The sequence below is a fragment of the Streptomyces sp. NC-S4 genome, assembly GCF_054353315.1.
In genome coordinates this window covers 3,979,010-3,992,641 of sequence record NZ_CM135937.1, presented here as the reverse complement: position 1 = coordinate 3,992,641, position 13,632 = coordinate 3,979,010, and the positions used below count along the sequence as shown (strand labels likewise).

The following is a 13,632-nucleotide window of genomic DNA, read 5'->3' as shown; positions in this document are numbered from 1 at the left end:
TGTACCTGCCGCACAGCTCACTGTGATTCAGTGGACGGGACACCGCAACGAAACGCCGATGACAAACCTGGAGTTGCTGTCGAGGTCTCGGGGAGAGCGAGCAATGGAGACCGAGTCGGAGCCGTACGTCCGTCTTGCGACCCTGCGGCAGCTGCACCGGGTGGTGGCCGAGCTCAATACGGCCCGGAGCCTGGCGGACACTCTGCAGACCGTCGTGGACGGCATCGTCGTGGGGCTCGGCTACGAACTCGCCTGTGTCAACCTCGTTCGCCCGGACGGTGATCTCGTCGTCGCCGCCTTCGCCGGAGATCCTGCCGCGGAGGCCCTCATCACCGGTCGCGTCGGCTCCCGCGCCTCCTGGGAACGCCGCTTGACGATGGGTGAGAACTGGGACGGGCTCCGGTTCATCCCGCACACCGAGGGCTGGGTCCTCATGGAGGACGACGTCCCCCAGTGGCACACCGACGGCCCCGATCCGCGGTTCGAGGACGAGTGGCACCCCGAGGACCGGCTCTACGCACCCATGTACGCGTCCGGCGGGGAACTTCTGGGTGTCATTTCGGTGGACAGACCGCGCAACGGCCGACGGCCCGGCGCCTGGGGCCGCGAGGCGCTCCAGATGTACGCCTTCCAGGCGGCGATTGCGATCAGCAACGCCCGGCTCCGGGCGAACATGCAGCGCGCCCTGGTGCGGCTGGAGCGCGAGCAGCAGGCGCTGCGGGCCAGTGAGGAGTCGTTCCGCCAGGCCTTCGAGTACGCGCCCAGCGGCATGGCGATCGCCGAGATGGGCGGCGACCAGCACGGCCGGCTGCTGCGGACCAACGACGCGCTGTGCCGGCTGCTCGGCCGGCCCGCCTCCGTCCTGCGCCGCTACTCCTTCTCCGACCTGGTCCACCCCGAGGACATCGGCACCCTGCTGCGCACCTCCGCCGAGGGCGGCCGCGCCGAGCTGCGCCTGGGCCGCCGCGACGGCACGTACGTATGGGTCTCGCTGCGCAACTCCGTCGTCGCCGACGCCGCCGACGGACCCCGCTTCCTGCTCACTCACGTCGAGGACATCGAGGAGCGCAAGCGGCACGAGCTCCAGCTCGCCCACCGCGCCAGCCACGACTCGCTGACCGGCCTGCCCAACAGCGCCGAGCTGCGGGCCCGGCTCGGCGCCCGGCTGTGCCGCAGGCCACAGTCCGTACGGGCCAGCGCGATCGAGGCCCTGGACGCGGCCTTCGAGGGGCGCGACGGATACGACGGGCACCCGGTGGGAGCGGAGGCGGGTGGTGCCGGTGAGCACGGGTTTCACGCCGACGGCCCCGACCGGTTCACCGGGGCCGACCCCTTCGATTTCCCCGGGGCGCCGCCCGGCCCGTCGGACGGTCCGTACGACCACCACGTGCACACGGTGGCGCCCGCGACCGACATCGACGACGGGACGAAGGGGCTCGCCGTCCTCTTCTGCGATCTGGACGGCTTCAAGTCGATCAACGACCGGTTCGGGCACCACACGGGCGACGCGGTCCTGATCGAGGTGGCGCGGCGGCTGACGACCGGTGTCAGGGACGGTGACACCGTCGCCCGGCTGGGTGGTGATGAATTCGTCGTCCTGGCCGACGGCCTGGGCGCCGCCGACGCCGCCGATCTCGCGGTCCGGCTGCGCAACGCCATCATCCCGCCGATCCGGGTGGACGGCCGCGCGGTGCGCGTGGGAGCCAGTTTCGGCATCGGCTGGGCCAGCTGCGGGATGTCCGCCGACGAGGTGCTGCGCTCCGCCGACCAGCGGATGTACATCGAGAAAAGGTCCCGGTCGAAGGCTCATCGCAGGGCCGGCTGAGGCGGTCTGCCGCTCGTGGGTGCACGTGTTCGGGGTAGGCTCCCGGGGGTCGAAAGGAGTGACCTGCGATGACGACGCCCGCGAACAACGGCCCGCACGGTGGGGCGAACAAGCCCGAGGACGACGATCCGTTCGGCTACCTCTACGAGGATGGCCAGGCGGCCGGAGCCACCCCGCCCACGTCGGGCGGTGGATACGGCTATCCCGGAGCGTCGGCCGGCGGTCACCACGGTCCCCAGCCCGGCGTCCCCCGCACCTCGCACCACCAGGTGCGTACGGTCGGCGACCGCAGGAACGGCGGCCAGCGCGGACCCGTCCCGCAGCAGCAGGGCCCGGGTTACCAGGCCCAGTACCAGTCCCCGGAAGCCCTCCAGGCGGGCGGCTACGGCGTTCCGGCGCAGCAGACGCAGACGGTCCCGCAGCCGGGCGGTCACGGAGGCGGTCACGGCGGCGGTCGTGGCGCCGGCGGTGGCTCCAGCCGCCGCGGTCTGCTGATCGCGGCCGTCGCGGTGGTCGCCGTGGTCGTGGTCGGCATCGTCGCGGCGCTGCAGTTCGGCGACAAGGGCAAGGACAAGGACCAGCAGGAGCCCACCGCGAGCGCCGGCCAGCAGTCGGCGGCCCCCCAGAACCCGGCCAGCCCGGCCCCCAGCAGCACGAAGGCCTCGCAGGCCCCGCTGCCGAAGGGCGAGGCGGCCGGTGCGGGCATGTCCATCACGGGCGGTGCGGGCCTGGAGTCCACGGTGCCGGGGGCGAAGAGCACGGGTGGCCAGTACGTCGGTGGATTCAACCGGGTCGGTGCGGCGGTGACCTGGACGCTGGACGTTCCGAAGGCCGGGAAGTACAAGTTCTACGTCCGGTTCGGCATTCCGGGTGAGGACGCCAACGGCACGCTGACCGTCAACGGCAAGGCCAACGAGGCGCCGATCAGCATGCGCAACTTCGCCAAGTCGCCCAAGGGCGACTGGGAGAAGGGCTGGCAGACGACCTGGGGCCAGGTGAACCTCGAGAAGGGCGCCAACACGATCAAGCTGTCGTGCGAGACCGGCAACAGCTGCAACGTCAACATCGACCAGCTGTGGCTGGAGAACTTCTGATCCCCAGGGGTTTCGCCCGGTCCGTCGCTCCACCGACGCCCTGAACGAGTCCGGCTCCACCGCATGCGCGGGGGAGCCGGACTCGCGCGTTCACCGGACTTCTAGCCGCAGTGGACCCAGCCGCTGCCACCGTCGTGCTCCTTCTCCAGGTAGCTGGAGTTCTCCCTCAGCCAGATGCCCGTGACCATGCCCCAGACCTGGACGCACCGGCCCGGCGCCTTGAGGTAGACGGGGCCCGCGAACTGGGTGTAGGAGCGCTGCCCGTCGGCGACGCTGTTGCCGGCGGAGTCCTTCAGCGAGACGCCCATGCCGTCGGTGACCTTGAACCGGGAGTCGCGGCGCACGATCGCGCAGTTCGTGCCGTTGGAGCTGTTGTAGTACAGGAAGACGACGCCGGCTCCGGAGGCTCCCTCGTTGTCGCCGAGCGGGTAGGCGTCCTGCTGGCGGTACCCGGCGCCGCAGGAGCCGCTGTTGATCGTCTGGGCCTGTGCGGGGACCGCGGCGAGGCCGGCGATGGCCACGACTCCGGTGATGATGGCGAGCGCCCTGCGGGAAAGTCGGTTCATGTGCTTTACCTTGCGTTTTCGTGGATCAAAAGCGTCCGTGATCATGATCGACGGAATCGTGATCCTAGTTGGCCGAAAACGGGTCGCTCGCCATGAACGTGCTCTCAAAGGTGTTGCGTGCGCGACATTTTGAGGAAGGGTCAGCAAAAACTGCTGGATCGTCAGCCGCCGGCGGTGACGCTCACGCCCTGCCGCAACTCCTCGTAGACGCCGGGGTCGAACTCCCCCGCCGCCGGGGCGAGGACGGTGGCCGCCGAGAGGGCGACCGCACGGGTGAGGCGTTCCGGCCAGTCCAGGCCCTCCGCCAGCGCGGACAGCAGCCCGGCGACCGCGGAGTCGCCGGCTCCGGTCGGGTTGCCGGACAGCCGGCGCGGCGGGGCGGCCTGCCAGCAGCCCTCGGCGGTGGCGGCCAGCAGGCCCGCCGGGCCGAGGGAGGTGACCACCGCGCGGGCGCCCCGGCGGCGGGCGTCGCGGGTGGCGGGGACCGGGTCGCGGGATCCGGTGAGCTCGGCCAGTTCGGCGGCGTTCGGCTTGATGATCTCCGGGCGGGCGGCCACCCCTCGGCGCAGGGCCTCGCCGCTGGTGTCGAGCAGCACGGGCACCCCGGCCGCGCGGGCCGACCGGACGAGCAGCGCGTAGGCGCCCACCGGCACGCCCGGCGGGAGGCTGCCGCACAGGGCCACGGCGCGGGCGCCGCGTACGAGGTCCTCGTAGCGGGCCAGGAACCGCGACCACTCGCCGGCGGTGATCTGCGGGCCCGGCTCGTTGAACTGCGTGGTGTCGCCGGAGGCCGCGTCGGCGACGGCGACCGTGCGGCGGGTGTTGCCCGCGCAGGGCACCAGGGCGTCGACCACGCCGGGCGAGCGCGCCAGCAGCCCCCGTACGACGGAGCCGACGGGCCCGCCGGCGAAGCCCGTCGCGGTCACCTCGTGGCCGAGGGCGGCCAGGACGTGCGCGACGTTGATCCCCTTGCCGCCGGGGCGTTCGGTGACGGTGGAGACCCGGTGCGCGGCGTGCGGGAGCAGCCGCGGCACTCGGTACGTGACGTCGAGCGCGGTGTTGAGCGTCACGGTAAGGATCATCGGCACTCCCGGGTCTGATGCTGCCGGGATCATGCCAAACACAGGGCGGTCGGCCCAGTCCCGGGGCCGACCGTTTTCCCTCCGTGCGGCCGCCCGGCCGTCAGATCGGCGGTCAGGAGGCCGGGCTGACGATCCATTCGCCGCGGCGCATGACTCCCTTGATGTCGAACGCGGCGTCCAGCACGACGAGGTCCGCGTACTTGCCGGGCTCCAGCGAGCCGATCTCGTCGTACAGGCCGATCAGTTTGGCCGGGTTGGCGGAGATCGCCTGGACCACGGACTCCACCGGCAGCTTGTCGAGGGTCACCGAGCGCTTGAAGGCGGTGTCCAGGGTCAGTGTCGAGCCGGCGATGGAGCCGCCCTCCACCAGCCGTGCCACGCCGTGCTTGACCTCGACCTCCAGCGGGCCGAGGTGGTAGGTCCCGTCGCCGAAGCCGGCCGCGTCCATCGCGTCGGTGATCAGCGCGACGCGGTGGGCGCCCGCGTGGTGGAAGGCCAGTTCCAGGGCCGCCGGGTGCAGGTGGGTGCCGTCGTTGATGAGCTCGACGGTGATCCGCTCGTCCTCCAGCAGGGCGGCGATCGGGCCGGGTTCGCGGTGGGCGAGGGGCGGCATCGCGTTGAAGAGGTGGGTGGCCACGGTCGCGCCCGCGTCGATGGCGGCGCGCGTCTGCTCGTACGTGGCGTCCGTGTGGCCGATCGCCGCGACGACCCCGTGTTCGGCGAGCAGCCGTACGGAGTCCAGGCCGCCCGGCAGCTCGGTGGCGAGGGTGAACATGCGGGCGGCGCCGTGCGCGGCGTCGATCAGCTTGCGGACCTCGGCCGGGTCGGGGTCGCGGAGCAGGTCCTCCTTGTGGGCGCCCTTGCGGCAGGGGTTGATGAACGGCCCCTCGAAGTGGATGCCGGCGATCTCGCCCGCTTGGGTCAGCTCGGCGAGCAGCCCGGCGCGGCGGGCCAGTTCGTCGAGGTCCCCGGTGACGGTGGAGGCGACGAGGGTGGTGGTGCCGTGCTCGCGGTGGGTGCGCACGCCCTTGAGGACGTCCTCGGCGGTGCCGGAGGTGAACGAGGCGCCGCCGCCGCCGTGGTTGTGGATGTCGACGAAGCCGGGGACGATCCAGTGCCCGCTCAGGTCGACGTTCCGGGCACCCTCGTGGGCGCTGCCGGCGATGCGGTCGCCGTCGACGATGACCCTGCCGTTCGCCACCGTTCCGGTGGGCAGCACCACCCTGGCGCCCGAAAGAACAGTGCTGTGCGCGCTTCCGGACATCAGGCAGGTACCTCCGTGGCGAGTAGGTCCCAGGCGAGCAGCCCTGCGCCCAGGCATCCGGCGGTGTCCCCGAGGGCAGCCGGAACGATGTGGGGGAGCCGCTGGAACGTCACGCGCTCCTCCACGGCCGTCCGTAGTGGGGTGAACAAGGTCTCCCCGGCCTCCGCCAGCCCGCCGCCGATGATCAGCGTGCGCGGGTCCAGCAGGGTGATGGCGGTGACCAGTCCGTCGGCGAGGGCGCCGACGGCGGCCAGCCAGACCTCCCGGGCGCGTGCGTCCCCGGACGCGACGGCCTCGGCGCAGTCCGCGGCGTCGGCCTCCGGGTCGCCGGAGGCGGCCGCCCAGGCGCGGCTGACGGCCGCGGCGGAGGCGAGGGTCTCCAGGCAGCCGTGCTGGCCGCAGCCGCAGGCGGGGCCGCCCGGGCGCACCACGATGTGCCCGATCTCGCCCGCGTAGCCGTGGGCGCCGGCCTCGATGCGGCCGGCGATGCCGATGGCTCCGGCGATGCCGGTGCCGAGCGGGACGAAGAGGAAGCGGTCGGCGCCCCGGCCGGCGCCGATGCGCCCCTCGGCGAGTCCACCCGTGCGCACGTCGTGGCCGAGGGCCACGGGGATGCCGCCGAGGCGGCTGCTGAGCAGGGCGCGCATCGGTACGTCGCGCCAGCCCAGGTTCGCCGCGTAGACGGCGATCCCGTGCTCGGCGTCGACGATGCCCGGGACGGCGACGCCGGCCGCCGAGGCGGGCCGTCCGAAGCGTTCCCGGCCGGTGTCGAGCAGCTCGGCGGCGAACTCCTGGATCGTCTCGACGACGGCGTCGGGGCCCCGCTCGCGGCCGGTGGCCCGGCGTGCTTCATGGAGCAGGGTGCCGTCGTCGGCGACGAGGGCGGCCTTCATCCCGGTGCCGCCCACATCGAGGGCGATGACGTGTTTCACGGGTTTCACAGAGACAGTCTCGCGTGCTCGGCGGGGAAAGGTCTAGTCCAATGGGGGAGATTGTTGAGCGGCCATACAAATTCGGGGCACAGGTCGGGAGCCCGATGTGGACGAGCCGCCAAAGTGGTGTAGACCTTACGTGGATCGTACGTACAAGAAGGGGTGGATGGAGAACTGTGAAGGGCCGTTACCTGAGCCTGGCCGCGTCCGGCGCCGTGCTGTGCCTGACTGCCGTGACGCTGACGGGCTGCGGAGCCCTCGACGGGCTCACCGGAGACAACGAGGTGACCCTGCGGGTCGTGGCGGCCGATTACGGGGACAATCCGCAGAACTCCTCCGAGGCGTACTGGAAGGACCTCGCCACGGGCTTCGAGAAGGCCAACCCGGGCACCAAGGTCGAGGTCAGCGTCTACTCCTGGTCCGAGGTCGACGCCAAGGTCGCCGAGATGGTCAAGGCCGGCAAGGCCCCCGACATAGCCCAGATCGGCGCCTACTCCGACTACGCGGCCGCCGGCAAGCTGTACTCGGCGGAAGAGCTGCTCTCCGTGAAGACCGAGGCCGACTTCCTCGGCCCGCTCGCCGACGCCGGCAAGGTCAAGCAGGTCCAGTACGGCATGCCCTTCGTCTCCAGCACCCGGCTGCTCTTCTACAACGAGAAGCTCCTCGCGGACGCCGGTGTGATCGGCAAGGACGCCAAGGGCTGGCAGCCGAAGAACTGGGCGGACCTCGAAGCCGCCGCCAAGAAGCTCAAGGCCGCGAACGTGCCCACTCCCTTCGCGGTCCCGCTGGGCCGCGAGGAGGCACAGGCCGAGACGATGATGTGGATGCTCGCGGGCGGTGGCGGCTACACCGACAACGAGGAGTCCTACGCGATCGACTCCGCCCCCAACGTCAAGGCGCTGGAGTTCCTGCGGGACAAGATGGTCGGCCAGGGGCTGACCGGCCCCGTGGAGCCCGGCAAGCTGGACCGCCAGGCCGCCTTCGACGGCTTCACCAAGGGCGAGGTCGGCATGCTCAACGGGCACCCGACCCTGCTCAAGCAGGCCGCCGCCAAGGGCGTGAAGTTCGGCATGGTGCCGCTGCCCACCTCCGACGGCAGTGACCAGCCCGCGATGGGCGTCGCGGACTGGATCATGGCCTTCAAGAACGGCCACCGCCAGGAGTCCGGCAAGTTCCTGGACTTCCTGTACCAGCCGAAGAACGTGACGGCCTTCACCGAGAAGTACGACCTGCTGCCCGCCACCACCAGCGGCTACCAGGCCAAGCAGGCCGCCACGGGCGGCTCGGCCGCGCAGCTGAAGCCCTTCCTGACGGCCCTGCCGAACTCCCGGCTGTACCCGGTCGGCAAGAAGTCCTGGGCGGGCGTCAGCGAGGACATCAAGCAGAACATCGGCAAGACCGTCCAGCCGGGCGGACAGCCCGCGAAGGTGCTGGAGCAGATCGCCACGGCCGCCCGGGCGTCGGACCCGCGCTGACCGGTGGCGGCGGGCCAGGTGTCAGAGCGCGGCGTTAATCTGGCGGTATGACGGACGAGGGGCAGCTGACGGCCACGGAGGCCGCGGTGCTCGCGTACGAGGGACGCACCTGGCCCGGGCCCGGAGCCAAGGAACGGGCCATCCGGGAAGGGCTGGGGATGACCCCCGTCCGCTACTACCAGTTGCTCAACGCACTGATGGACGACCCGCGGGCCCTGGCCCACGCCCCGGGCACGGTCAACCGGCTGCGCAGGATCCGCGAGGCCCAGCGAGCCCGGCGATAGCCGTAGCCGTGGCACCGCCCGGCCGTTAGGGTCGTGCGTATGGGGAGTCATCCGCACGACCTGCCGATGCCCGTCACCGCAGCCGGACGCGAGGGACTCGAAGCCCTGCTCCGCGTACCCCGCCGGTCCGTGGTCGCCCTGGACTTCGACGGCACCCTCGCCGACATCGTCCCGGACCCGGACCAGGCCCGAGCCCACCCCGGAGCCGTCCCGGCCCTGTCCGCACTCGCACCCGAGGTCGACTCGGTGGCGGTGATCACCGGCCGGCCGGCCGGTGTCGCCGTCCGATACGGAGGCTTCGCCGGAGTCCCGGGCCTCCAGCACATGGTCGTCCTCGGCCACTACGGAGCCGAACGGTGGGACGCCGTCACCGGCATCGTCCACGCGCCCGCCGAGCACCCCGGCGTGGCGGCGGTCCGGGCGGAGCTGCCGGGGTTCCTGGACTCCATCGGGGCCTGGCGCGGTACCTGGATCGAGGAGAAGGGCCGGGCCCTGGCCGTGCACACCCGCCGGGCGGAGGACCCGGCGGCGGCGTTCGCGGCACTGCGGGAGCCGCTGGCGGAGCTGGCGGCTCGGCACGGGCTGATGGTCGAGCCGGGGCGGGCGGTGCTGGAGCTGAGGCCGCCCGGCATGGACAAGGGCGTCGCCCTGACCGAGTTCCTGGCGGAGCGGGACGCGGAGGCGGTGCTGTACGCGGGCGACGACCTGGGCGACCTGGCGGCGTTCTCGGCGGTCGAGAAGGGCCGGGCCGACGGCCTGCCGGGGCTGCTGGTGTGCAGCGGCTCCGCGGAGGTGCCGGAGCTGGCCGCCCGGGCCGACCTGGTCCTCCCGGGCCCGGGCCCGGTCGCCGCCTTCCTGGCCGCCCTGGCCGAGGCCATCCGCACCTGACCGCCGACTGCTGGGGCTCTGCCCCGAACCCCCGCGCCTCGATCGCCGGCGGGGCTGGATTTTCCAGCCCCTCCGGCGATTGAGGAGCGGGGTCTGGGGCAGAGCCCCAGCAGCGGTGCCGCAGGCGGACGAGGTCAGGCCAGGGCCGCGAGCTGGGCCTCGAACCAGGCCGTCGGGGGGAGGGTCGTCGCGGCAGCGGCGAGGCGTTTGGTGCGCTCCGTGCGCTCGGCGGCCGGCATGGCCAGCGCCGCGTGCAGCGCGTCCGCCGTCTGCGTCACGTCGTACGGGTTCACCGTCAGCGCGTCCTGGCGGAGCTCCTCGTACGCCCCCGCCCCGGTGGACAGCACCAGCACGCACCCCGCCTCCGACACCACCGGGATCTCCTTCGCCACGAGGTTCATCCCGTCCCGCACCGGGTTCACCAGCGCCACGTCCGCCAGCCGGTACGCCGCCAGCGAGCGCTCGAAGTCGTCCTTCACCGACACCAGCACCGGCTGCCAGTCCTCCGTGCCGAACTCCGCGTTGATCTCCGCCGCCAGGTCCTTCACCGACTGCGTGTAGTCCCGGTACCCCGTCAGGTCCTGCCGCGACGGGTACGCCGACGCCAGGTGGACCACCCGGCCACGCCACTGCGGGCGCGTGGTCAGCAGCTCCCGGTAGGCCCACAGGCCGCGCAGGATGTTCTTCGACAGCTCCGTGCGGTCCACACGGACGATCGTGCGCAGGCCGTCGACCTCCGCCCGCAGCTCCGCCAGCTTGGCGTTCACCTCCGGCCGGTGCGCCAGCGCCCGCAGTTCGTCCCCGTCCACGCCCAGCGGGTACGCGCGCACGTGCGTGGTGCGGGTCGGCCACACCGTGTACCGCCGGTGCTCCACCACCGCGCCGTCGCGCACCTCGGAGCGCCCCCACGCGTCGTCGAGCCGCGCCGATCCGAGGAACTCGGCCGCCCAGGCCTCGGTGTGGAAGCCGAGCACGTCCGCGCCGAGCATGCCCCACAGCAGGGTCTCGCGGACCGTGTCGGGCAGCATGGCGAGATAGCCGGGCGCGGCCCACGGGGTGTGCGTGAAGTGCGCGATCCGCAGGTCGGGACGGAGCGTCCGCAGCAGTCCGGGCACCAGGGCCAGGTGGTAGTCCTGGACCAGCACCCGCGCGCCCTGTCCGGCCTCCTCGGCCAGGGCCTCGGCGAAGGCCTGGTTGTAGCGCTCGTACGACTCCCACCGCCGGCGGAAACCGGTGTCGAAGACCGGTTCGCGCGGGATGTCGTACAGGTGGTGATGTGTGAACCACAGCACAGAATTGGCGATTCCGTTGTACGCGTCGTCATACATCGTGGGATCGATATCCAGCATCCGGACGCCCGGCTCGGACACGCCCCGGCGGACCGCCTCCCGGTCCGCGTCCGACAGCGCCGCGCAGATCCACAGCGCCTCCGGCTGCTCGGCGAGGGCCGTGGAGAGTCCGGAGACGAGACCGCCCCCGCCGCGCCGGGCGCTGAGCGTCCCGTCCTCGGCGACGGCGTAGGAGAGGGGGCCGCGGTTCGCGGCGACGAGCACCTGGGAAGCCATGCCGCCAACCTAGCCCGGCCCGCACCCGCTCAAACCGTACGTTCGCTCACGCCACGCGACGCAGCGCGTACTCCTCGATGCCCGCCATCGGCGGCCGCTCCTCGGTGTCCACCGGGTACGTCCGGGGCCGGAAACCCTCCGGCCCGCGCTCGAACTGCGTGAGCTCGGGCCGTACGAGGTGCCCGCGCGACAGCCGTACCTGCGCGGTGCGGTAGATCGCCGCGGCCATCCGGCCCAGCGCCTGCCCGTCCTGGTGGCGGTGGACCCGTACGCCCACGTCCACCTGTGCCAGTGCGTCCAGCCCGACCGTGTGCAGCGCGTCGACCAGCAGGCCCAGCTCGACGCCGTAGCCGACGGGGAACGGCAGCCGCTCCAGCAGGGAGCGGCGTACGGCGTACTCGCCGCCCAGCGGCTGCACGAAGCCGGCCAGCTGCGGCCAGTGGAGGTTGAGGAGCGGGCGGGCGACCAGCTCGGTGACCCGGCCGCCCTGGCCCGGGGCGTCCCCCAGCGGCCGGTCGTACATGGCCTTGACGAACTGCACGTCGGGGTCGGTCAGCAGCGGTCCGACGATGCCGGAGACGAAGGCGGCGGAGAAGTCCCGCAGGTCGGCGTCGACGAAGCAGACGATGTCCCCGTCGGTGGCCAGCAGCGAGCGCCACAGCACCTCGCCCTTGCCGGGCAGTGCCGGGACGCGGGGCAGGATCTCGTCGCGGTGCACCACCCGGGCCCCGGCCTTCGCCGCGGTTTCCGCGGTCCGGTCGGCGGAGCCCGAGTCGATGACGACCAGCTCGTCCACCAGGGGGACCGGCAGTCCCTCGATCAGCTCACGCCGGATGACTTCGACGATCGCGCCGACCGTCGCCTCCTCGTCCAGTGCGGGCAGCACCACGCTGACCGTGGTCCCGGCCGCCCGTTTCCGGTCGAGCAGCTGGTCGAGCGGTCGGTCGGCGGCGGACCAGGAGCGGTCGGCCAGCCATCGCTCCACCTCTTCCAGCACCCTCAGCACTCCCTGCGTGTCGGCGATATTCGCCCTTATGTGATCCATCTCGCGGTTCGGACGCCTGTCTCAACCGCGCGGGCCTTCGGTTACAGTCTTGAACAACGCGAAGGACCACCGCATGCCGGGGGTCCCCGCGCACAAACGCACCGGCGCGCCACAGAGCGCGTGTGCCGGTGCCATACCGCTCATCCAGAGGGGCAGAGGGACACGGCCCGTTGAAGCCCCGGCAACCCTCCAGTCGGTTCTCGCGATCGCGCGTCAGCGCTCGTCAGCGAGGTCCCCGGCTAGGGAAGGTGCCAATTCCGTCTCATGGCGAAGTGCGCCATGGGGAAGATGAGGAGAAAGGGCCTCGCCATCATGGCTGCACAGACTGTCGCCACCTCTGTTGATCTCGGACCTGCCAACGGCCTTTCCTGTCGCGAGTGCGGTACCCGCTTCGAGCTCGGCCCCATCTTCGCGTGCGCCGAGTGCTTCGGACCGCTGGAAGTCGCCTACGACCTGCCGACCGGCGACCCCGAGGCCCTGCGCGCCGCGATCGAGGCCGGCCCCAACAACATCTGGCGCTACGCGCCGCTGCTGCCCGTCCCCGCCGACGTGGCGTCCAAGCCCAGCCTGAACCCCGGCTTCACCAAGCTCGTGGACGCGGCCAACCTGGCCAAGGAACTGGGCATCACCGGCAAGCTCTACGTCAAGGACGACTCCGGCAACCCGACGCACTCCTTCAAGGACCGCGTCGTGGCCATCGCCGTCGAGGCCGCCCGCGCCTTCGGCTTCACCACCCTGTCCTGCTCCTCGACCGGCAACCTGGCCGGCGCCGTCGGCGCCGCGGCCGCCCGGGCCGGCTTCCGCTCCTGCGTGTTCATCCCGCACGACCTGGAGCAGGGCAAGGTCGTCATGGCCGGTGTGTACGGCGGCGACCTGGTCGGCATCGAGGGCAACTACGACGACGTCAACCGCTTCTGTTCCGAGCTCATCGGCGACCCGCTGGGCGAGGGCTGGGGCTTCGTCAACGTGAACCTGCGTCCTTACTACGGCGAGGGCTCCAAGACGCTCGCCTACGAGATCTGCGAGCAGCTCGGCTGGCAGCTGCCCGACCAGATCGTGATCCCGATCGCGTCCGGCTCGCAGCTGACGAAGATCGACAAGGGTCTGCAGGAGCTCATCAAGCTCGGCCTCGTCGAGGACAAGCCGTACAAGATCTTCGGCGCCCAGGCCGAGGGCTGCTCCCCGGTGTCCACCGCCTTCAAGGCCGGGCACGACGTGGTCCGCCCGCAGAAGCCGAACACCATCGCCAAGTCCCTCGCCATCGGCAACCCGGCGGACGGCCCGTACGTCCTGGACATCGCCCGCCGCACCGGCGGCTTCGTCGAGGACGTCACCGACGAGCAGGTCGTCGAGGCCATCAAGATCCTCGCGCAGACCGAGGGCATCTTCGCCGAGACCGCGGGCGGCGTGACCGTCGGCGTGACGAAGAAGCTCATCGAGGGCGGGCAGCTCGACCCGACGCTGACCACCGTCGTCCTCAACACCGGTGACGGCCTCAAGACCCTGGAGGCGGTGGCCGCGGACAGCGGGCAGACCGCCACCATCCGTCCGAGCCTGGACGCGTTCCGCGCCGCCGGCCTCGCCTGATCCTCTTCCTCCTGCACCCGGAAAG

At 71.8% G+C, this 13,632-nt stretch carries 12 protein-coding genes and 1 riboswitch; of the genes, 6 read left to right on the top strand and 6 right to left on the bottom strand.

Features of this window, described 5'->3' with window-relative positions:
• The first annotated feature begins 103 nt into the window (after nucleotides 1-103).
• Both cdgB and ACXNSR_RS17540 read left to right on the top strand, forming a co-directional pair.
• Nucleotides 104-1,825 (top strand): diguanylate cyclase CdgB, encoded by a 1,722-nt coding sequence (gene cdgB, locus ACXNSR_RS17545; protein ID WP_458642941.1) that lies wholly within the window; start codon nucleotides 104-106, stop codon nucleotides 1,823-1,825.
• Nucleotides 1,826-1,893: 68 nt separating this feature from the next.
• On the top strand, nucleotides 1,894-2,919 hold the full coding sequence (locus ACXNSR_RS17540) for a CBM35 domain-containing protein (RefSeq protein WP_458642940.1): 1,026 nt from the start codon (nucleotides 1,894-1,896) through the stop codon (nucleotides 2,917-2,919).
• Between the two features lie 101 nt (nucleotides 2,920-3,020).
• Here ACXNSR_RS17540 and ACXNSR_RS17535 read toward each other — a convergent pair whose 3' ends face one another.
• The 4 genes from ACXNSR_RS17535 to ACXNSR_RS17520 all read right to left on the bottom strand — a co-directional run bounded on the left by ACXNSR_RS17535 (nucleotide 3,021) and on the right by ACXNSR_RS17520 (nucleotide 6,763).
• The gene (locus ACXNSR_RS17535) at nucleotides 3,021-3,485 is read right to left on the bottom strand and encodes a hypothetical protein (protein ID WP_458642939.1); all 465 of its coding nucleotides are present in this window, start codon (nucleotides 3,483-3,485) and stop codon (nucleotides 3,021-3,023) included.
• A gap of 161 nt (nucleotides 3,486-3,646) precedes the next feature.
• Nucleotides 3,647-4,567: a 1-phosphofructokinase family hexose kinase gene (locus ACXNSR_RS17530; protein WP_458642938.1), complete on the bottom strand. Its 921-nt coding sequence runs from the start codon at nucleotides 4,565-4,567 to the stop codon at nucleotides 3,647-3,649.
• A 112-nt stretch (nucleotides 4,568-4,679) separates the two neighbouring features.
• Entirely contained in the window at nucleotides 4,680-5,831 is a 1,152-nt protein-coding gene (nagA, locus tag ACXNSR_RS17525) for an N-acetylglucosamine-6-phosphate deacetylase (protein WP_458642937.1), read from the bottom strand.
• Nucleotides 5,831-6,763 (bottom strand): ROK family protein, encoded by a 933-nt coding sequence (locus ACXNSR_RS17520; protein WP_458643332.1) that lies wholly within the window; start codon nucleotides 6,761-6,763, stop codon nucleotides 5,831-5,833. The genes nagA and ACXNSR_RS17520 overlap by 1 nt, the downstream gene beginning before the upstream one ends.
• A 176-nt stretch (nucleotides 6,764-6,939) precedes the next feature.
• Here ACXNSR_RS17520 and ACXNSR_RS17515 point away from each other — a divergent pair, with 176 nt between their 5' ends.
• From ACXNSR_RS17515 to otsB, 3 genes are read left to right on the top strand one after another with little or no spacing between them, the layout of a single operon-like run.
• Nucleotides 6,940-8,238 carry an extracellular solute-binding protein gene (locus tag ACXNSR_RS17515; RefSeq protein ID WP_458642936.1) on the top strand — a complete coding sequence of 433 codons (1,299 nt, stop codon included), beginning with the start codon at nucleotides 6,940-6,942 and terminating at the stop codon, nucleotides 8,236-8,238.
• 47 nt (nucleotides 8,239-8,285) lie between these two features.
• Complete coding sequence (locus tag ACXNSR_RS17510) at nucleotides 8,286-8,522, top strand: DUF3263 domain-containing protein (RefSeq protein ID WP_030031449.1); 237 nt, start codon at nucleotides 8,286-8,288, stop codon at nucleotides 8,520-8,522.
• Between the two features lie 39 nt (nucleotides 8,523-8,561).
• Entirely contained in the window at nucleotides 8,562-9,410 is an 849-nt protein-coding gene (otsB, locus tag ACXNSR_RS17505) for a trehalose-phosphatase (RefSeq protein ID WP_458642935.1), read from the top strand.
• Between the two features lie 134 nt (nucleotides 9,411-9,544).
• Here otsB and ACXNSR_RS17500 read toward each other — a convergent pair whose 3' ends face one another.
• Entirely contained in the window at nucleotides 9,545-10,975 is a 1,431-nt protein-coding gene (locus ACXNSR_RS17500; RefSeq protein WP_458642934.1) for an alpha,alpha-trehalose-phosphate synthase (UDP-forming), read from the bottom strand.
• A gap of 46 nt (nucleotides 10,976-11,021) precedes the next feature.
• Nucleotides 11,022-11,972: a glucosyl-3-phosphoglycerate synthase gene (locus ACXNSR_RS17495; RefSeq protein WP_458643331.1), complete on the bottom strand. Its 951-nt coding sequence runs from the start codon at nucleotides 11,970-11,972 to the stop codon at nucleotides 11,022-11,024.
• Nucleotides 11,973-12,157: 185 nt separating this feature from the next.
• Nucleotides 12,158-12,315, top strand: a riboswitch (SAM riboswitch).
• Nucleotides 12,316-12,332: 17 nt separating this feature from the next.
• Between ACXNSR_RS17495 and thrC the strand changes: the two genes are divergently transcribed.
• Nucleotides 12,333-13,607, top strand: coding sequence for a threonine synthase (gene thrC / locus ACXNSR_RS17490; RefSeq protein ID WP_458642933.1), 1,275 nt, complete (start codon nucleotides 12,333-12,335; stop codon nucleotides 13,605-13,607).
• The last annotated feature ends 25 nt before the right edge of the window (nucleotides 13,608-13,632 follow it).